General features: G+C 63.6%; 18 protein-coding genes. 6 read left to right on the top strand and 12 right to left on the bottom strand.

Annotated features, from left to right (window positions below):
- Nucleotides 1–63: 63 nt before the first annotated feature.
- Entirely contained in the window at nucleotides 64–975 is a 912-nt protein-coding gene (locus tag HV681_RS21130) for an amino acid ABC transporter substrate-binding protein (RefSeq protein ID WP_175124844.1), read from the bottom strand.
- Between the two features lie 171 nt (nucleotides 976–1,146).
- Between HV681_RS21130 and HV681_RS21125 the strand changes: the two genes are divergently transcribed.
- On the top strand, nucleotides 1,147–2,079 hold the full coding sequence (locus tag HV681_RS21125) for a LysR substrate-binding domain-containing protein (RefSeq protein ID WP_175124843.1): 933 nt from the start codon (nucleotides 1,147–1,149) through the stop codon (nucleotides 2,077–2,079).
- A 108-nt stretch (nucleotides 2,080–2,187) separates the two neighbouring features.
- Here the strand turns inward: HV681_RS21125 and HV681_RS21120 are convergent, their stop codons facing one another.
- The 9 genes from HV681_RS21120 to dnaA form a co-directional block, all read right to left on the bottom strand.
- The gene (locus HV681_RS21120) at nucleotides 2,188–4,140 is read right to left on the bottom strand and encodes a WG repeat-containing protein (RefSeq protein WP_175124842.1); all 1,953 of its coding nucleotides are present in this window, start codon (nucleotides 4,138–4,140) and stop codon (nucleotides 2,188–2,190) included.
- A gap of 199 nt (nucleotides 4,141–4,339) precedes the next feature.
- Nucleotides 4,340–4,729 carry a hypothetical protein gene (locus tag HV681_RS21115; RefSeq protein ID WP_175124841.1) on the bottom strand — a complete coding sequence of 130 codons (390 nt, stop codon included), beginning with the start codon at nucleotides 4,727–4,729 and terminating at the stop codon, nucleotides 4,340–4,342.
- A gap of 205 nt (nucleotides 4,730–4,934) precedes the next feature.
- Nucleotides 4,935–5,354, bottom strand: coding sequence for a putative quinol monooxygenase (locus tag HV681_RS21110; protein ID WP_175124840.1), 420 nt, complete (start codon nucleotides 5,352–5,354; stop codon nucleotides 4,935–4,937).
- Nucleotides 5,355–5,384: 30 nt separating this feature from the next.
- Nucleotides 5,385–5,972 carry a VOC family protein gene (locus tag HV681_RS21105; protein ID WP_175124839.1) on the bottom strand — a complete coding sequence of 196 codons (588 nt, stop codon included), beginning with the start codon at nucleotides 5,970–5,972 and terminating at the stop codon, nucleotides 5,385–5,387.
- A 14-nt stretch (nucleotides 5,973–5,986) separates the two neighbouring features.
- Nucleotides 5,987–6,361, bottom strand: coding sequence for a nuclear transport factor 2-like protein (locus tag HV681_RS21100; RefSeq protein WP_175124838.1), 375 nt, complete (start codon nucleotides 6,359–6,361; stop codon nucleotides 5,987–5,989).
- A gap of 113 nt (nucleotides 6,362–6,474) precedes the next feature.
- Nucleotides 6,475–7,224, bottom strand: a complete 750-nt coding sequence (locus HV681_RS21095; protein ID WP_175124837.1) for an SDR family NAD(P)-dependent oxidoreductase — start codon at nucleotides 7,222–7,224, stop codon at nucleotides 6,475–6,477.
- A gap of 396 nt (nucleotides 7,225–7,620) precedes the next feature.
- A complete protein-coding gene (gene gyrB, locus HV681_RS21090) occupies nucleotides 7,621–10,068 on the bottom strand; it encodes a DNA topoisomerase (ATP-hydrolyzing) subunit B (protein WP_175124836.1) in 2,448 nt (815 codons plus the stop codon).
- A gap of 96 nt (nucleotides 10,069–10,164) precedes the next feature.
- Complete coding sequence (gene dnaN, locus HV681_RS21085; protein WP_175124835.1) at nucleotides 10,165–11,274, bottom strand: DNA polymerase III subunit beta; 1,110 nt, start codon at nucleotides 11,272–11,274, stop codon at nucleotides 10,165–10,167.
- A gap of 2 nt (nucleotides 11,275–11,276) precedes the next feature.
- The gene (dnaA, locus tag HV681_RS21080) at nucleotides 11,277–12,737 is read right to left on the bottom strand and encodes a chromosomal replication initiator protein DnaA (protein WP_175124834.1); all 1,461 of its coding nucleotides are present in this window, start codon (nucleotides 12,735–12,737) and stop codon (nucleotides 11,277–11,279) included.
- A gap of 437 nt (nucleotides 12,738–13,174) precedes the next feature.
- Here dnaA and rpmH point away from each other — a divergent pair, with 437 nt between their 5' ends.
- The 5 genes from rpmH (at nucleotide 13,175) to HV681_RS21055 (ending at nucleotide 17,511) form a co-directional block, all read left to right on the top strand.
- Nucleotides 13,175–13,309 carry a 50S ribosomal protein L34 gene (gene rpmH / locus HV681_RS21075; protein WP_006228069.1) on the top strand — a complete coding sequence of 45 codons (135 nt, stop codon included), beginning with the start codon at nucleotides 13,175–13,177 and terminating at the stop codon, nucleotides 13,307–13,309.
- A 107-nt stretch (nucleotides 13,310–13,416) separates the two neighbouring features.
- Complete coding sequence (locus HV681_RS21070; protein WP_175124833.1) at nucleotides 13,417–13,788, top strand: ribonuclease P protein component; 372 nt, start codon at nucleotides 13,417–13,419, stop codon at nucleotides 13,786–13,788.
- Complete coding sequence (yidD, locus tag HV681_RS21065) at nucleotides 13,785–14,057, top strand: membrane protein insertion efficiency factor YidD (protein ID WP_175124832.1); 273 nt, start codon at nucleotides 13,785–13,787, stop codon at nucleotides 14,055–14,057. The genes HV681_RS21070 and yidD overlap by 4 nt, the downstream gene beginning before the upstream one ends.
- A 48-nt stretch (nucleotides 14,058–14,105) precedes the next feature.
- A complete protein-coding gene (gene yidC / locus HV681_RS21060; protein ID WP_175124831.1) occupies nucleotides 14,106–15,782 on the top strand; it encodes a membrane protein insertase YidC in 1,677 nt (558 codons plus the stop codon).
- 283 nt (nucleotides 15,783–16,065) lie between these two features.
- The gene (locus HV681_RS21055) at nucleotides 16,066–17,511 is read left to right on the top strand and encodes a catalase (RefSeq protein ID WP_175124830.1); all 1,446 of its coding nucleotides are present in this window, start codon (nucleotides 16,066–16,068) and stop codon (nucleotides 17,509–17,511) included.
- Nucleotides 17,512–17,668: 157 nt separating this feature from the next.
- Here HV681_RS21055 and HV681_RS21050 read toward each other — a convergent pair whose 3' ends face one another.
- Both HV681_RS21050 and HV681_RS21045 read right to left on the bottom strand, forming a co-directional pair.
- Nucleotides 17,669–18,547 (bottom strand): ABC transporter permease, encoded by an 879-nt coding sequence (locus HV681_RS21050; RefSeq protein WP_175124829.1) that lies wholly within the window; start codon nucleotides 18,545–18,547, stop codon nucleotides 17,669–17,671.
- Between the two features lie 8 nt (nucleotides 18,548–18,555).
- A complete protein-coding gene (locus tag HV681_RS21045; protein WP_175124828.1) occupies nucleotides 18,556–19,386 on the bottom strand; it encodes an ABC transporter ATP-binding protein in 831 nt (276 codons plus the stop codon).
- Between the last annotated feature and the right edge of the window lies 1 nt (nucleotide 19,387).

Below are 19,387 nucleotides of genomic sequence, written 5' to 3'. Positions count from 1 at the left end.
GGCCCCGGCCGGCGTCCTTGCTTCATGCGCCGCGGGGACGCGTTGCGCCCCGCGGCATGCGGCTTACTCGTAGGCCTTGGGATCGCCCGAGTCGGTGGGGTTGGCCAGGGCGCGCTTCAGGGCGTCGCTCATGGGGTACTTCAGGTTGATCTGCTTGGGCGGAATCGGCGAGTTGAAATACTTGTCGTACAGCGCCGCAACCTTGCCGGTCTTCATCAGATCCAGCACCGCGTCATCAACCACCTTCTTGAACTTGGGATCGTCCTTGGGCTGCATGATGCCGTAGGGCGCCATTTCCAGGCCCTTCTTGCCGATCACGAAGGCGTCCGGGTTCTTGGACGAGGCCACGGCGCCGTAGGCGATGCCGTCGTCGTTAGCCGAACCCGCGGCGCGGCCCGATTCCACCATCAGGATGGTCTCGGCGGTGTCCTTGGTGGGCGCCATCGAGATGCCCAGGTTGCCCTGCGCATTCAGTTGCGAGATCAGCTTGAACGTCTGGCCGCCGGCCTGCGCCGCGATGGTCTTGCCGCGGAACGAGGACAGGTCATTGGGGTCCACGCCGCCGTCCTTGCGCGCCACCAGCACCACCTGCGCCACGAAGGTCGTGGGCGCGAAGGACACCAGCTTGTGGCGGGCCTCGTTATTGGTGGTGTTGCCGCACTCCAGGTCGATCGTGCCGTTGGCCAGCAGCGGAATGCGCGTGGCCGACGTCGTCGGGTTGTAGCGGACTTCCAGCTTGGGCAGCTTCAGCGCTTCCTGCACGTACTTGGCGACTTCCTGGCAGATCTCGACCGTGTAGCCGATCGGCTTCTGATTGCCGTCCAGATACGCAAACGGCACCGAGGTCTCGGGGTGGCCGATCGTGATGACGCCGGTTTCCCGGATCTTGTCCAGGCGGCTGGGACCTTCGGCATGAGCCGTCGCGGTGGTGCCCAGCAGGGCGGCGGCGACGGAGATCGCGGCAAGTGCTTTCATCTGATTCCCTTGGCGCCGTACGTGCGGCGCGTGTTTATGTTCACGTTCGGCAGTTCCAGTCTGGCTGGCGACCGCCGCGTCCCGCGATGAGCCCCGCGGCTGGCAAAAAGTATCAACTAGCAGTATGGTTTTATCCAGTTCCAATCAGGTATTCCTCTATACGGATTTGACATGGCCATTACTCGCATGGGCTTGCGGCACATTGAGGCGTTCCGCGCCGTCATGATGACCGGATCCATGACCGCTGCGGCGCGCCGCGTGCATACCTCGCAGCCGCACGTTAGCCGCTTAATTGCGCAATTGGAAGCCATCACCCAGTTTCCATTGTTCGACCGCAATGGCAGCCGGCTGAGCCCGACCCAGGACGGGTCGCGCTTTTTTCAGGAGGTCGAAAAGACCTTCATCGGCCTCGCCGGCCTGGAGTCGGCGGCGGCCAGCATCCGCTCGTTCAGCGCCAGCCGACTGAGTGTGGCGGCCATGCCACGCCTGGCGGGCGGGCTCCTGGCGCGCATCGTCGCGGCCTTCAAGACCGAGTACCCGGACGTCATGGTGTCCATCCACTCGGGCAACGCCAGCGCGGTCCACAACTGGATCAGTTCGGGGTTCTGCGACACCGGGCTGGCGATGCTGTCCGGCGAAGCGCCCGGCATCCAGGTCGAACCGGTGCTTACGATGAGCTGCGTGGCGGTGCTGCCGCGCGGACACCGCCTGACCAAACTGAAGAAGCTCAAGCCCGCCGATTTTGCGGGCGAGCCCTTCATCGCATTTCCCAGCGGCACTCCGCTGCGCGAGAAGATCGACGCCGTGTTCAAGACCGCCAAGGTCGAGCGTCATACGGTGGCCGAAGCGGGATTGGGGTCGTCGGTGTGCGCGCTGGTGGGCGCGGGGCTGGGCGTGGCGCTAATCAACCCGTTGGCCGCGCGCGAGGAGTACGAAGCGAACGGCGTGGAAGTCCGGCCGTTCAGCCCGGCGGTGCCGGTCACCGTCGCGCTGCTGTACCCGCCGTATCACACGCGCACGCGCCTGGTCACGGTGTTCTCGCGCTATGCGCATCAGCTGATGCAGGAAGAGATGGGGGATCTGAAAGCGCGGCCGCCGCGGTAGCCGATCGCTGCGGCGATGTGTGTGGAGACGGTGTCTGACACCCTGTGAGACACCGCCTCAAACTGGCGACCATTTCCCCAGGGTGTCAGACACCGTTGCCGCAATTGCCTAGGCCGGCGTCTCCCGCCCGTCACGGTGCAGCATCACCAGCACACCCGTATCGCCCCGCATGGCCCGCACCGGCTCGCCCTCGTTCCACTGCGAGACAATCGCCGGCGGGCCGTTGTAAACGCCCGCCGCAGTCTGCAAGGATTCCGGCGAACCGATCCAGGCGTACACAGGTTCATGCAGCCAGTCGCCACCAGCGCGCGCCACGCCCACGTAAAGCCCGTCCACGTTGTGAGGGCAGAGCGCCTGGCCCGCTTGCATCACCAGCCAGCCATACGCGCCGTTCCACGCCAACCCGAACGTCAGCACATGCTGGCAAGCAAGCACTTCACGGCCCTCGGCCATGTCGTAGACGCCTTCGGCCCACGCCTCGTCGCCATCGTCATCCCGCCCCACGTTCGCCAGGATCCGCGCATACCGCCCCGCCTGGCCATCAGGCGCGGGCTCCGGGATGCCTGGCCGTTCCGACGGCAGCCAGCTCACCTCACCGACATCGCTGTAAACGATGGGCACCCGCACGGCGCCTTGGCCATCCACCACACCGCGCCGCGCATCTTGCGTCAGCACGCTGATCCGCATCAAGCCGCTTGTCCACAGCTCGGCGGCATCCGCCGCCGTATCCAGCGGCGCCAGCGCGGCAAAGCTCGCATCCAGCACCGGCCGCCCCGACGCGTCGATCAGCCCCTGCATCCCATCGCGCTCGGTGATGAACGCGTGAAGGTCCTCGTCCCAATAAACGTCGTCCCACTCGGGCGCCGCTACCCAATCGCCACGCCGGTCGACCAGACCCCACGCCTGCGCCTCGAACGCGGGCGCCAAGCCTCCAGGGCAGAACGACCCCGCGTCCTCGAAGCGCGGCGTGATCGCCCAGCCACCCGACTTGTCCACAAAGCCCAACTGATCCCCGACGCGCGCCACCACCAGGCCTTGCGCGCAGTTCCAGGCCTCGTCCAGCGACGGCTGCAGGATTTCACTGCCATCCGCGGCGATCAGCCCCACCTTGTCGCCAATCTGGACGCTTGCAACGTCTTCTTCAAAATCCCACACCGCGTCAAAGCGCGGCGCCACCAGCACGCTAGCAACGTTCTCCGTCACGCGCAGCAGCCCGGTGCGTCCTTCGCTGCTTATCCACAGCACGCCCTCATCGGACGCGCCGCTGCGCCAGATCGCATCCCACTGCGGCGCCATCACGGGCAGCCAGCAATCGCCGTCGTTGTCGCCGTCGTTGTCGTCGTCGGACTCGGCCTCCGGATCGACCGCCCGCAGCCCCCACAACTTGTCCACACGGTAGCGGTACAGCGCGCTGCCAAGCCATGCGTCTTCATCGTCGCCCCCCTCGGCAACGTAGTCTTCGAAGCTGACCGTGCGGGCCGGATCCTGTTCGTGGAAATAGGAATGCGACAGCCCGCCAAAACCAAAGCGCCACGCCCAGCCGGAGGCGTCACCGGCATCTTGCACGTCCAGCAATCGGCACACAGCGGCCAGGTCACCGGCCTGCATGCCTTGCCGCACGGCTAGCCAGCGTTCTTCGCACAGGGTGCGCGTCTGGTGAACATAAGCCGCCGCGCCGTCCGCGTGCACCCACGACAACTCATTGAGATTTGCGCTTATCCACAAGTCGCCGTCGTCGTCGTGTTCATCGATCAGCTCGCCCAGATACTGCACGGCGGCATCGAACTGCAGCACGGGCAGCGCATATTCGCGATCCGAGTGCGCCCCCATGAATGCCGCCAGTTCGCCCAGCCGCTGATGGGCAACGCGCGCATCGGCGGCCATGCCCGCACCATTGCCATCGCCAAGGAGGTCCTGGTCAGCGGGCGCCGCACGGGACTCGCCCTCCGCCAGCAGCACCTGCCACAACGTCGGCAGGTTGCCGTTCGCGCTGGCGATCTCCGCGGGCGGCGCGCCTTCATCCTCGTCCGAGCACAGATACAGCCAGGCCCGATTTCCCATCTTCACTTCCTTTATTGCAGAGGCGCCCGGGGCGCTTGATTGGTGACACCCGATACCCGGATCCGGAAAAGCCGAAGGCCAGCCCGGATCGGGCTGGCCTTCGATGTGCAATCACCTTCAATCCGCACGGCCTTTCGTCAGGTCTTCCTGACCGAAGTGTATTCGCGAATCCCCCGCGGGCGGATCCGCTGGCATCCATTCAACCCGCGCTGCCGCCACCCCCTTGAGACGCCGCCAGCGCAACCGCACTCTCAAAATTCTTGCCGTTCTCATTGGCAATGGCCTCTGCCAGCTTCATCATCATGGACATCAAAGACGAATTCAACACCGCCACTTTCACCTGCAGGGCGGCCGTCAACGCAGCCTTCTGCTTTTCATCCATGGTGGCTGACTGAACATCGCGCAACTCCTCCAGCGCTTGCGCAAGCTGCTTTTCCAATTGCGCGATCTGCTCCCTGAGCGACTCTAGCGATTCGCCCCCATTCTTGGCGGGATCCGACTCCTTGCTCTGCTGCGCCGCCGACGTGTCGGCCGAAGACGCGTCAGCATTTGTCTGCGACTCCGGCTCCGTGGCGCTGACTTCATTCACTTGAGAAGCGGGAGGGGGGGACGGTGGTTCGTACCGCGAAGCGACTGGCGTCGAACTGGCACTGCCGATCTCTACTATCATTTTTGGTTTCTCTGAAAAGGCGGCTCGGAAAGCGGTTGGGCCGAACGCGCGCGAATGCCGTCCTGCAAACATCGGCACGCAAATCGCACGGGCGATCCCGCGCATCGCGTGCCCGCTGGGCGCCTTAAGCCGGCGCCACTTTGCTCCTGGGGTCATCAATGATCTGCCGCGCGACTTCATATCGGATCCCCTGCCGATCCAGAATCCGAACGTGCTTGACGACATGCGCCAGCGCCGCGAGAAACGAAGGCGCTTGTTCGTGACGCTCGTAAGCCGCCTCATCTGCCCAGCCCTCCACCAGATGAAACAGATTGGCGTCTGTCAGATCCGCGGCAAAGGCGTAGTAGATGCAGCCGGGCATCTTTCTGGCGGCCAGCACGTCGGGGATGACGGCATCTACAAATGACTGCCGGTCTTCAGGGTGCACGCGGTAATAGGCCGCAACCACAACCGCTGTCGGCAGGTCTTTGTCATGGTCGGCGGCAGACCGGCCGTGGTCGGGGAATTGGGCGCCGTACGCGCCGGGTTGATGGGGAAGGTTCATATCAATCCTGTCGATGGTTCGTTTGACGGTTCACTGACCGGGGTGCTTGGGATTCCACAGCCTGAGGCTGCTGCGGTGTTCATATCCCTTGCCATTCGGGTAGCTGACGAGTTCCATGTCCGAACCCCAAGGCGAGCGAAAGTGCACCCATGTCTCGCCTTCGGTATCGCCCGATGTCATCGTCACGGGTTTTCCCAGCACGGTGATGCCCTGGGCCTTCAGATAAGACACCGCGCCCTCGATATCGTCGGTGTAGAACGCGATATGCGAGGCGCCGATATCCTCGGCGCGAGGCATGACCTTGCTGCCACGCGAATTCACATACTCGAACAACTCGATGTTCGAGCCCTCTCCGCAACGCAGCATGGCAATCGTGACGCTATCGGCGCGGGGCGCGAAACCCGCAGCATCGGGCGACGTGGTTGGGTCCAGCTGAAATGGTCCGATTCGTGTCACGGGTTCGCATCCGAAAGCACTCTTGAAGAATGCCTCCGCCTGCTTCAGATCGGGCACGTTGACACCCACGTGATCCACACCCGCGACGTGGATGCCAGCCGCCTGCGCTGCAGCACCTGCCAGAACGCCAATCGCCATGAAGCAAGAAGCCAGTCGTTTCATGATGCGCATCCCCATTACTGACGATCGAGAAAGACGTGGGCGCTCGCAAGCTTGCCGTCTTTGATGGTGAAGATATCTTCGCCGTGCACCTGATCTGGATTGCCGCGGGGACCATAGCTCCAGACCACGCGGCCGAGACCATGATTCCAGGTGATTGGCGCTGGCGTGAAACGGAATCCCGCATGGGTGCCTTGCAACTGCTCGATCAGGCGGTTTACCTGCGCGTATCCGGTAGCGACGCCGCTTTGATCGGCCACGAAGAAATCTTGCGTGTACACCTGGTCAAACTTCGACTCGCGGGATTGGGCGTTGGCGTCGTTCCAAATCGAAAAATGGATGTCGATCAGGCGTTGCGCCAAATCGGCAGGGTCTTGCGTGGCGGGTTTCATTTGTGATGTTTCCTGTGCGTGCGCATAAGGCGCGCTGCACATCGCAGCCAGCGCCAGTACGCAATGAGTCAAGAATTTCATGTTGAGAAGTCGCGATCAGAAGCGCGATGCGCTCAGACCTGCGCCATCCCGCCGTCGACAAACAGCTCGATGCCATTGACGAAGCTCGCCGCGTCGGAAGCCAGAAACGCCACGGCCTTGCCGATCTCTTGCGGCTCGCCCAGACGGCCCAGCGGCACCTGCGCGGCCAGATGATCGAACAACCCCTGGCGCGCTTCGTCGGGGACCAGACCGCCCAGTCCCGGCGTGCGGATCGGGCCGGGGCTCACGACGTTCACGCGGATGCCGCGCGGCTTCAGATCCAGCGCCCACGAGCGCGCAAAGTTGCGCACCGCCGCCTTGCTGGCGCTATACACGCTGAAATTTTCCGTGCCCTGGATCGATACGGTCGACGCCGTCAGGATCACCGAGGCGCCATCGACCAGCAATGGCAAGGCCTTTTGCACGGTGAACAGGGTGCCGCGCACGTTGGTGCCGAAGATGCGATCGAAGTGCTCTTCCGTGATCGCGCCCAGCGGCATCATGTCGCCGCCGCCCGCGTTGGCGAACAGGATGTCGAGCTTGCCGGCGCTCTTGGCGATCTGGGCGTAGACGTTGTCCAGGTCGCTCAGCACCGACGCGTCGGCACGGATGCCGGTTGCCGCGACGCCGATGCTGGCCACGGCGGCGTCCAGTTCGGCCTGGCGGCGGCCGGTGATGAAGACGCGCGCACCCTGCGCGGCCAGTTCCTGGGCGGTCGCCAGGCCGATACCCGTGGTGCCGCCGGTGACGAGTGCGATCTTGCCGTTGAGTTGCTGATTCATGATGAGCTCCATGTATTCGATGAGGAAGTTGTCAGTCAGCGGGCTGGGGAGGAAGTCTCCTGAAACGCCGTGTTGACTGGGCATGGAGGTACTGTAGGCGCGCAGGGATAATGGATAAACCCTGCAAGATTGAAATGATTATCCATATTTATGGATAATCAGCACGCCAGCGGTTGTCATGCATGAACTCGTCGATGGGGATTCCAGCGATGCCCGCGGGGTTGAGGGCAGAGCGGTTTTTCACCTGGTCGATGGGGAAAACTGGAACCGCCCGGCAGGAAGAGAATTTCGGCTTGAACTGCCGAGAACCAAAGAAAAAGGGGCTGCATAAGCAGCCCCTTGTACGAACGCCGGATATCCCGGGAAAAATCTAGGTAATCGCGGGATCCAATACGATCAAGCGTCGATGTTGCCCGCCGACAGCGCGTGCGTTTCGATGAAGTTGCGGCGCGGTTCGACGTCGTCGCCCATCAGCGTGGTGAAGACCTCGTCCGCCGCGATAGCGTCCTCGATCTGCACGCGCAGCAAACGGCGCACCTTCGGGTCCATCGTGGTTTCCCACAGTTGCTCGGGGTTCATTTCACCCAGACCCTTGTAGCGCTGCTTGGAGATGCTGCGGTCGGCTTCGCTGCGCAGCCATTGCATGGCTTCGCGGAAGTCGGACACGGGCTGCTCCTTGCGCTTGTCGCCTTCGCCGCGGGCGGCCATCGAACGCGCGCCGACCTTGCCCAGGAAGCTCTTGGCGGCCTTGGACAGAATGGCGTAATCCGAGCCATTGATGAAGTCGGCGTCGATGATGCTGACGCGCACGTTGCCGTGGTGCATGCGCTGCACGGACAGGCGATGGCGTTCGGTGGCTTCGTCGAATTGCGGAACGACCTCAACGCCATTGCCGTTGATGGGATCGCGCATGGCATCGGCCAGCCGCTTGGCGGAGTCCGCGGTGGACTCGGCCGTGTCCAGGTTGATTTCCACGCCTTCGGCCATGGCCGACAGCGCGCCCACGTCGAACACGCGCGACAGGCGGGCGATGACGCCGTCGGCTGCCACGTATTGGCGGGCCAGGTCGTTCAGTTCTTCGCCGCGGATGATGTTGCCGCCCGAGATGATCTCGGCGTCCTTCAGGGCGAGCGTCAGCATGAACTGCGCTTCTTCCTGGTCATCCTTCAGATAGCGCTCTTCGCGGCCAACCTTGACCTTGTAGAGCGGCGGCTGCGCGATGTACACGTAGCCGCGCTGCACCAGCTCGGGCATCTGACGGTACAGCAGCGTCAGCAGCAGGGTGCGGATGTGTGCGCCGTCGACGTCCGCGTCAGTCATGATGATGAGGCGGTGGTAGCGCAGCTTGTCCACGTTGAAATCGGGACCGATGCTGGTGCCCAGCGCCGTGATCAGCGTGGCGATCTGCTCGCTGGCGATCAGGCGGTCAAAGCGCGCCTTCTCGACGTTCAGCACCTTGCCGCGCAGCGGCAGGATGGCCTGGAACTTGCGGTCGCGGCCCTGTTTGGCCGAGCCGCCTGCGGAGTCACCCTCGACGATGTACAGCTCGCACAGCGCGGGATCCTTTTCCTGGCAGTCAGCCAGCTTGCCGGGCAGGCCGGCGCCTTCCAGCACGCTCTTGCGGCGCGTCATCTCGCGCGCCTTGCGCGCGGCTTCGCGTGCACGGGCGGCTTCGACGATCTTGTTGCACAGGGCCTTGGCGTCGTTCGGGTGTTCGAGCAGCCAGGTTTCCAGCGTGCGGGCCACGGCTTCTTCAACGGCCGGACGCACTTCGCTGGACACCAGCTTGTCCTTGGTCTGGCTGCTGAACTTGGGCTCGGGCACCTTCACCGACAGCACGCAGGCCAGGCCTTCGCGCATGTCGTCGCCGGACGTCTCGACCTTGGCCTTCTTGGCCAGTTCGTTGTCGGTGATGTACTTGTTGATGATGCGCGTCATCGCGGCGCGCAGGCCGGTCAGGTGCGAACCGCCGTCGCGCTGCGGGATGTTGTTGGTGAAGCACAGCACGCTTTCGCTGTAGCTGTCGTTCCACTGCATGGCCACTTCGACGCCCACGGACACGCCGCCGGCGGAGGATTCGGTGCTGACCGAAAACACGTTCGGATGCAGCACGGTCTTGGCGCGGTTGATGTATTCAACAAAGCCCTTCACGCCGCCCGAGAACGCGAAGTTCTCTTCCTTGCCCTGGCGCTGGTCGATCAGGCGGATCTTGACGCCGTTGTTCAGGAACGAGAGCTCGCGCAGGCGCTTGGAGAGGATCTCGTAGTGGTATTCGATGTTGTTGAAGATGATCGGATCGGCCAGGAAGCGCACTTCGGTGCCGCGCTTGTCGGTCGTGCCGGTCACGGCCAGGGGCGCAACGCGCTCGCCCTGGCGGAATTCCATCTGGTGCACCTGGCCGTTGCGGCGGATGGTGAGACGCAGCCATTCGGACAGCGCGTTCACGCAAGACACGCCCACGCCGTGCAGGCCGCCGGACACCTTGTACGAGTTCTGGTCGAACTTGCCGCCCGCGTGCAGTTCGGTCATGACGATTTCCGCCGCGCTGCGGTGGAATTCGTCGTCCTTGTGGATGTCGGTCGGGATGCCGCGGCCGTTATCCGTGACGGAGATGGAGTTGTCGGTGTGGATCGTGACGACGATGTCGTCGCAATAGCCGGCCAGGGCTTCGTCGATGGCGTTATCGACGACCTCAAACACCATGTGGTGCAGGCCGGTGCCGTCGGACGTGTCGCCGATGTACATGCCGGGGCGCTTGCGCACGGCCTCCAGCCCCTTGAGCATCTTGATCGAGTCAGCGCCGTAGCCGCTGGTCTCGGGAGTGGTGTTCTGCTGATCTGACATGTCTGTATCGATAACGCTTTAAAGAACGGCCTGGCGGCCGGACCGCCCGCGGACCATCGGTCCGCAAGCGGCACAAACCCACGGGGGGAATGCGGATCAGATCCGCATGGGCATGACGACGTACTTGAACTGGTCGTCTTCGGGCAGGGTGATGAGCGCCGACGCATTGGCATCGGGCATGACCGACCACTGGATGTTGTCGACCTTCACGTTGGACAGCACGTCGAGCAGATAGCCCACGTTAAAGCCCACGTCCAGCGCTTCATGGCTGTAGTCGATGTCGATTTCTTCCTGGGCCTCTTCCTGCTCGGCATTCGAGGACGAGATCTTCATCTGGTTCTGCGCCAGTTGCAGGCGCACGCCCTTGAACTTGTCCGTGGTCAGGATGGCGGCGCGCTGCAGGCTGCCCTGGAGCGCTTCGCGGCCGACCAGGAAGTGGCGCGAGTAGTTCGTGGGAATCACGCGCGTGAAATCGGGGAACTTGCCTTCGACCAGCTTGGAGACCAGCTCGACGTCGCCAAAGCGGAAACGGATCTGGCCCGGCGCCACGTCGATGGAGACGGTCTCGTCGGAGTCTTCCAGCAGGCGCTGCATTTCCAGCACGGTCTTGCGCGGCACGATGACTTCGTGGCGCTCGGCGATGCCGTCGGCTTCGGTCGAGCAGTGCGCCAGGCGGTGGCCGTCGGTGGCAACCGCGCGAACACGGCCCGGTTCAAACACCAGCAGCATGCCGTTCAGGTAGTAGCGGATGTCCTGCTGGGCCATGGCGAAATGCACCATGTTGAACAGGTGGCGCAGGGTGCGCTGCGGCATGGTCAGCGACACGTCCCACTGCTCGGGCTGGGCCACGGTGGGGAACTCGCTGGCGGCCAGCGTCTGCAGCGCAAAGCGGCTCTTGGCGGATTGCACCGACAGCTTGTTGCTGGCCAGGGCCAGGCGCACGTCGCCCGTATCGGGTAGGGCTTTCAGGATGTCCAGCAGCTTGCGCGCGGCCACCGTGGTGGACTCGTTGTCCTGGCCGACACCAAAGTCGGCGTGCGTGGTGATCTGCACTTCCAGGTCGGTCGCAATGAAGGCAACCTTGTTGCCTTCCTTGCGCATCAGGATGTTCGCAAGAATGGGCAGGGTATGGCGTCTTTCGACGATGCCCGCCACAGTCGACAGCGGTTTCAGCAATGCATCGCGTGTGGTTTGTACGAGTTGCATGTTCATCCTTTTAGAGTTTGTTCCAACACGTGCAGGGTATGGTTGAGCTCCGCTTGCTTGGCGCGGGCATCGGAAATCTTGCGAACGGCGTGCAGCACCGTGGTGTGATCACGGCCGCCGAATAAATCGCCGATTTCCGGCAGGCTTTTCTGGGTCAGCTCCTTGGCCAGGTACATCGCAACCTGGCGCGGCAACGCGATATTGGCCGGCCGGCGTTTCGAGTACATGTCGGCGACCTTGATCTTGTAGAAGTCCGCCACCGTCTTCTGGATGTTTTCCACGGTGATCTGGCCGTTGGACACCGACAGGAGGTCCTTCAGCGCTTCCTTGCAGACATCCACCGTCAGCACGTCGCGGCCGTGGAAGCGCGCGTAGGCCAGGACCTTGCGCAGCGCGCCTTCCAGTTCGCGCACGTTGCTGCGCAGGTGCTTGGCGATGAAGAACGCCACTTCCTCGGGCATGGGCACGCCTTCGGACTCGGCCTTGCGCAGCAGAATTGCCACGCGCATCTCCAGCTCAGGCGGCTCGATGGCGACCGTGAGGCCCGAATCAAAGCGCGAGATCAGTCGGCTGTCGATGCCCGACAGTTCCTTGGGGTACGTATCGCTGGTGATGATGATCTGCTTGCGCTGCGCGACCATCGCCTCGAACGCATAGAAGAATTCTTCCTGCGTGCGGTTCTTGCCTGAGAAGAACTGGATGTCGTCGATCAGCAGAAGATCGAGCGAATGGTAGTAACGCTTGAAATCGTCGAACGCCTTACGCTGGTACGCCTTGACCACGTCGGACACGTACTGGTCGGCATGCACGTAGCGCACGCGCACCCCGGTGCCCGCCGCCACCATGGCGTTGCCGATGGCGTGGATCAGGTGGGTCTTGCCCAGGCCGACGCCGCCATACAGGAACAACGGGTTGTACGAGGTGCCGGGATTTTCCGCGACCTGCAGCGCCGCAGCGCGCGCGAGCTGGTTGGCCTTACCGGTCACGAAGTTCTCGAACGTGAGGTCGGTGTTCAGGCGCGATCGCTCGTACACGATGTTGGCGGCGTCCGCGTTCACGGCCTGCGCAGCGGCGGTCGTGGCGGGCGGGGGCGGGGCGGTCGTCACGGTGACCGTCACGGGTGGCGCGGCGCCGGAAGGGGGCGCAGCGGACGGGTGCGGTTGCTGGGCTGGCTGCTGCGCACGCACGGGCGCGACCGGCATACGCGGCGCGGTCCCTTGCGAAGGCAGCTCGAACAGCACCTGCACCGGACGCTTGAACCACTCCGCGGCCAACGCTTCGATCTGGTGGGAAAAGTTTTTGCGCACCCAATCCAGCTTGAAGCGGTTGGGCGCGGCAACGCGCAGCACCGCCTGCGTTTCGTCGTACGCAAGCGGGACCAGCGGTCGTATCCACGCGCTGATTTGTTGGGGGGGGAGTTCCTGCTCAAGACGACTGACGCAGGTCTGCCAGAATTCTTTCATGTCGCTCTTATTCAAACCTCGATTCTACCTTGCCCGGGCGGGGGTTATCCACAGGGAAGGGCATGAGTGTCTATATGATCACCCCTTAACTGTTTGACAAGACAGGGAAAACTTGCTGAAATGGTGGGCTTTTCCGAATTCTGTCTGTCAGAAGGTTTCGCAGAAAGCTTGGCCGGACACGCTCCCGCAAGGGCAAATTGCCAAAAGCGCAATTGCCCCTACAAGAGCAATTTGTCCGGTTTTTAGCTTTGCTGAATAGGTCGCCCGAGATGAAATTCTCGGTACAGAGCCCCGTCTAAGAGTTGTTTTTTGCATTGGATGCAAAACCCATGCAAAACCCGTTGCAAAAACGCTCTCTGGATACCCGCTTCTGCTTAGCGCGACGTGGAACCCTCCGGGCAGGTCCCTTCTGACTTTGTTCTTTTTGTGGATCGTCCATGAAACGCACCTACCAACCTTCCGTTACCCGTCGCAAGCGCACCCATGGCTTTCGCGTGCGCATGAAAACCCGCGCTGGCCGCGCCATCCTGAGCGCCCGCCGCGCCAAGGGCCGCAAGCGTCTGGCCGTCTAAGTCCAGTTTTCCGGTTTTCCGGAAACTGACTTTTGCACGGACCGACCATATTGCAAGATCTCTCGCAATCCTGTTCCGGTTCCGCGCAACCGCCTGATCCGCAGTCCATGCCGCGCTCCACGCTTCCCCCGGAGGCGCGGCTGCATCGCCCCTCCGAGTTTGCCGCCGCCCTTAAAGGCCGGCGTCTTGCCCGAGGGGCATTCTTCATTGTGAGCGCCGCTCCCAATGATCTGCCTCCCGGCCAGGACGCCTGTGCTCGTTTGGGGCTCATCATCGCCAAGCGGTTTGCCGCCCACGCCTCCACGCGCAACGCCTTGAAGCGGGTCATCCGCGAAGCGTTCCGCCACCGGCGCCTGGCGCTGCCGGCAAAAGATTACGTCGTGCGCCTGCATAGCAAGGTCGCGCCCGCCACGCTCACTGCGCTGAAACGCGCCGCCCGAGCCGAAGTGGACGCTCACTTTGAGCGGATCGCACGATGATCAAGGCACTACTCATTGCCCCGATCCGGTTCTACAGGTTCTTCCTGAGTCCCTGGATTGGACGGCAGTGCCGTTTTACTCCGACCTGCTCGGCGTACGCGATCGAAGCGATCGAGCGCCACGGTGCATGGCGCGGATTCTGGCTGGGCGTCCGGCGCATCGGCCGGTGCCATCCCTGGTCGCCCGGGGGCCTGGATCCGGTTCCGCCGGCCAAGGGAACCAACGACGCCCGTTGCTGCTCCCACAGCCACCGCATCGAGCACGATTGACGCTAAACTGGCGGGCTTTGCTGGCCCGTATTCACTTCAGTAGGCACCATGGATATCCGACGAACCGTCCTCTGGATGATTTTTTCCTTTTCGCTGTTGCTCCTTTGGAACAACTGGCAAATCCATAACGGCAAGCCGTCGCTGTTCGGGGCCCCGCCCGCGGCCAGCACGAGCGAAGCGCCGGCTGCGGCCAACAACGCGACGCCGTCCGTGCCCAGCGCCCCGGCTGCCACCGCGGCCCCGGCCTCCACGGTGCCTGGCGCCGCCACGCCCGTTCCCACGCGCTCCGAAGAAGTCGTCATCACCACCGACGTGCTGCGCCTGACCTTCGACACGATGGGCGCCCAGCTGGTGCGCGCCGAACTGCTGAAGTACCCGGCCACCGGCCAGGCCGACAAGCCCACGGTTCTGCTGGACCGCTCGGCGGGCCTGAACTACGTGGTGCAGACCGGTGTGGTCGGCGCCCCCAGCGGCCAAAGCTTCCCGACGCACCAGACGCCTTTCCGCCTGGTCTCGCAAGAACGCGAACTGACCGGCGACAACCTGGTCGTCACGTTCGAAGGCGAATCCGGCGGCGTGAAGGTCACCAAGACGTTCACCCTGCACCGTGGCCGCTACGACATCGACGTGCGCCATGACCTGGCCAACGTCGGCACCGCCCCCGTCACGCCCTCGCTGTACCTGCAGATCGAGCGCGACGGCAACGACCCGGCCGACACGTCCAGCTTCTATCACACGTTCACGGGCTTTGCCGTCTACTCGGACCAGGACAAGTTCCAGAAGAGCACGTTCAGCGACATCCAGAAGAAGAAGGCCAGCTACATCAAGCAGGCGGACAACGGCTGGATCGCCGTCGTCCAGCACTACTTCGCCACGGCCTGGGTGCCCCCGCAAGGCAAGCCGCGCACCAACGAACTGCTTGAAGTCCAGCCGAACCTGTACGCCGGCCGCAGCATCGAAGCCGTTGGCGACATCGCCCCCGGCGCCGCCGCCCGCGTCGATTCGCACCTGTGGGTCGGTCCGCAAGACCAGAAGGCCATGGCCGCGCTGGCGCCGGGCCTGGAACTGGTGGTCGACTACGGCTGGCTGACCATCATCGCCAAGCCGCTGTTCACCCTGATGACCTGGCTGCATTCCATCCTGGGCAACTGGGGCTGGACGATCGTTGCGCTGACCGTGCTGATCAAGGCCGTGTTCTATCCCCTGGCCGCCGCCAGCTACCGCTCGATGGCCCGCATGAAGCAGGTGGCTCCCCGCCTGCAGGCCCTGAAGGAAAAGTACGGCGACGACAAGCAGAAGCTCAATGCGGCCATGATGGAGATGTACCGCACCGAGAAGATCAACCCGCTGGGCGGCTGCCTGCCGATGCTGGTTCAGATTCCGGTGTTCATCTCGCTGTACTGGGTGCTGCTGGCCAGCGTGGAAATGCGCGGCGCGCCGTGGATCCTGTGGGTGCACGACCTGTCGGTCCGCGATCCGTTCTTCATTCTGCCCGCCATCATGATGGCCACCATGTTCCTGCAGATCAAACTGAACCCGACGCCCCCGGACCCCATCCAGGCCAAGGTCATGATGATCATGCCGCTGGTGTTCGGCGGGATGATGTTCTTCTTCCCGGCCGGCCTGGTGCTGTACTGGTGCGTCAACAACATCCTGTCGATCGCGCAGCAGTGGTCCATTACCCGCGCCATCCAGAAAAAGTCGGAAGCGGCAGCCAATCGCTGATCGCCCTCCCGACACAAGAAACCGGCCTTTCGAGGCCGGTTTTTTTACGCCCGTTGCCGATGAAACGCGGAAGGCACACTCAGCATTTTCTATGCCCATGAGGCATATACATAGGTATTACTTATCGACAAAGCAGGATCAATCAACTTCACACCGTCAACCATGACACCTATGATGGCTCTGAATTTGCCCTCCGGCGTCCCGCCCGCCGGAGTTTTTGCTGCAACGCGCGCGGCCCGCCAAGCGGATCCGCGTCATCCAGAAATGATCTAGGGAGTGTGCCATGACCGACAAGAAGCCTCTGACTACCGCCTCGGGCGCCCCAGTACCGGACAACAACAACACCCTGACCGCCGGCCCCCGCGGCCCGGCCCTGCTGGAAGATTTCTGGCTGATTGAAAAACTTGCCCACTTCGACCGCGAACGCATCCCCGAGCGCGTCGTCCACGCCAAGGGCTCCGGCGCCTACGGCAAGTTCACCGTCACCCACGACATCACCCGCTACACCCGCGCCAACATCTTTTCCAAAGTCGGCAAAGAGACGCCACTCTTCCTGCGCTTTTCGACCGTCGCCGGCGAACGCGGCGCCGCCGATGCCGAGCGCGACGTGCGCGGCTTTGCCATCAAGTTCTACACCGACGAAGGCAACTGGGATCTGGTCGGCAACAACACGCCCGTCTTCTTCATCCGCGACCCGCTGAAGTTCCCCGACTTTATCCACACCCAGAAGCGCGATCCCAAGACCAACCTGCGCAACGCCACCGCGGCGTGGGATTTCTGGTCGCTCAACCCCGAATCGCTGCACCAGGTCACCACGCTGATGAGCGATCGCGGCATCCCCGCCAACCTGCGCCAGCAGCACGGCTTTGGCTCGCACACGTTCAGCTTCATCAACGCCAACAACGAACGCTTCTATGTGAAGTTCCACTTCAAGTCGCAGCAGGGCATCGCCTGTCTGACCGATGAAGAGGCCGCGCAGGTCGTCGCCCACGACCGCGAAAGCTCGCAGCGCGACCTGTTCCAGAACATCGAGGAGGGCAACTTCCCGAAGTGGACGTTGAAGGTGCAGATCATGCCCGAGGCCGAAGCGGCGACGTATCACATCAACCCGTTCGACCTGACCAAGGTCTGGCCGCATGGCGACTACCCGCTGATCGAGGTCGGCGTGCTGGAGCTGAACCGCAACCCCGAAAACTACTTCGCCGAGGTCGAGCAGGCCGCCTTCACGCCGGCAAACGTGGTCCCGGGCATCGGCTTCTCGCCGGACAAGATGCTGCAGGGCCGCCTGTTCTCGTATGGCGACACGCACCGCTATCGCCTGGGCATCAACCATCACCAGATCCCGGTGAATGCGCCCAAGTGCCCGTTCCACAGCTTCCATCGCGACGGGGCTGGCCGGGTGGACGGCAATGCCGGCGCCACGATCAACTACGAGCCCAACAGCGCGGGCGAGTGGAAGGAAACGCCCTCGGCGGCCGAACCGCCGCTGGCGCTGGACGGCCAGGCCGCGGCCCGCTGGAACCATCGCGTCGACGACGACTATTACTCGCAGCCGGGCGCCTTGTTCCGCCTGATGACGCCGGCCCAGCAGGAATTGCTGTTCGGCAACATCGGCCGCCACATGGCCAGCGTGCCGGAAGTCATCCAGCGCCGCCAGCTGGATCACTTCCGGAAGGCCGATCCGGCCTATGCCGAAGGCGTCGCCAAGGCGTTGGGGCTGAAGCTGTAAACGCTACGCACCATCCATGAGAAGGGGGGCGGCATCATGGCCGCCCCCTTTTTCATTCTGATCGCAAGATCGCTGCAACAATCACGGCAATGATCACCGCAACATTCGCCGCACTGCCGGAATCATCCCGCGGCATCCGCCGCAAACCGCACACCAATCACCGCTGCATTCCCCAACGCCGCACCGTCAGCCGCTCCAGCGTATCGAACGCCAGGTTTTCCACAAGCAGACCAATGATGACCACCGCGGCCAGGCCCGCGAACACCCGGTCTGTGTATAACTCGTTGCGGTTCTGAAAGATGTACCAGCCCAGCCCGCCCTTGCCGCTGGACGCGCCAAACACCAGTTCAGCAGCAATCAGCGTGCGCCAGGCAAACGCCCAGCCGATCTTCAAGCCGGCCAGAATGGCGGGCAGCGCGGCCGGCACCAGAATCTGCAGGACGTAGCGCAACCCGGTCAGCCCGTAATTGCGCCCCGCCATCCGCAGGGTGTCAGACACCCCCAGAAAGCCCGCATACATGTTCAGCGCCAGCGCCCACAGTACCGAGTGGATCAGCACGAACACCAGACTGCCTTCGCCCAGCCCGAACCACAGCAGCGCCAGCGGCAGCAGGGCAATCGCCGGCAGCGGGTTGAACATCGCCGTCAGGGTGGACAGCAGATCACGGCCGAACCGCGTGGACACCGCCAGCGTCGTCAGCACAAAGGCAAGCACGACACCCGCCAGATAGCCCTGCACCAGCACGCGCATCGACTGTCCGGCGCGCGCCAGCAGCTCGCCGCTGGTCACGCCATCGACAAAGGCCTGGGCGGTCTGCCACGCGCCAGGCAACAGCAGATCATTGTCGGTATAACGCGCCGCCAGCTCCCACACCGCCGCCAGCAGGACAAGGATCACGCCCTTGCGCAGGGCGGCGTGCTGCCACAGCCGCTCGTGCCACGGCAGCGGCGCTTCGGCGGCCTGCGGGGGCAGGGGCGGCAGGTCGTATTCCACCTCGGGGCGAATGAACGCCGATCCGGCATGGCTGATGCTCATGCGCGCTCTCAGGCCGCCGCGCGCTCGGCCTGAGCCAGCGGGGCGGTTTCGAACAACAGGTCGTGAATGCGGCGCGACGCCGCCTGAAACGCCGCTGATCCCTGGCTGTGCAGGTCAAAGCCGTGCGCATTCAGTTCGGCGCGCACGCGGCCCGGATGCGGGGACAGCAACAGAATGCGGCTGCCCAGCACCAGCGCCTCTTCGATCGAGTGTGTGACGAACAGCAGCGTAAACCGCACGTCGTCCCACAGCGCCATCAGCTCTTCCTGCATGCGACGGCGCGTCAGCGCATCCAGCGCCGCGAACGGCTCGTCCATCAGCAACACGCGCGGCTGCATGGCCAACGCGCGCGCAATGGCCACGCGCTGCTTCATGCCGCCCGACAGCGTATGCGGATAGGCATCGGCAAAGGCCGCCAGCCCCACCTTGTCCAAGTAATGCATCGCCCGTTCATCGGCCTCGCGCCGGTTGAGCTTGCGCGAGGCCAGCAGCGGAAACGCCACGTTCTGGCGCAGCGTCTTCCAGGGCGGCAACTGGTCGAATTCCTGGAACACCACGATGCGGTCCGGGCCAGGCCCTTGCACGGTCTTGCCGTCGATCGCGATCCGTCCCTCAGTGGGTTCGATGAAGCCCGCAACCGCCTTGAGCAGCGTCGATTTCCCGCACCCGGACGGCCCGAGCAGAATGAAACGCTCGGCGCCGTGCACGTCAAAACTGACCTGATGCGTCGCGCGCACACGCCGTTCGCGCGTCTTATATTCGATCGACACCTTATCCACAGCCAGCAAAGGCGTGGGCCGTTGAACGTTATCCACAGGGGCGGCGGGGCTCACAGCCATG

The sequence above is a fragment of the Achromobacter animicus genome, assembly GCF_902859585.1.
Classification (GTDB): domain Bacteria; phylum Pseudomonadota; class Gammaproteobacteria; order Burkholderiales; family Burkholderiaceae_B; genus Achromobacter; species Achromobacter animicus.
The sequence above is the reverse complement of the archived record's forward strand: the minus strand, read 5'-3'. Positions and strand labels throughout refer to the sequence as shown.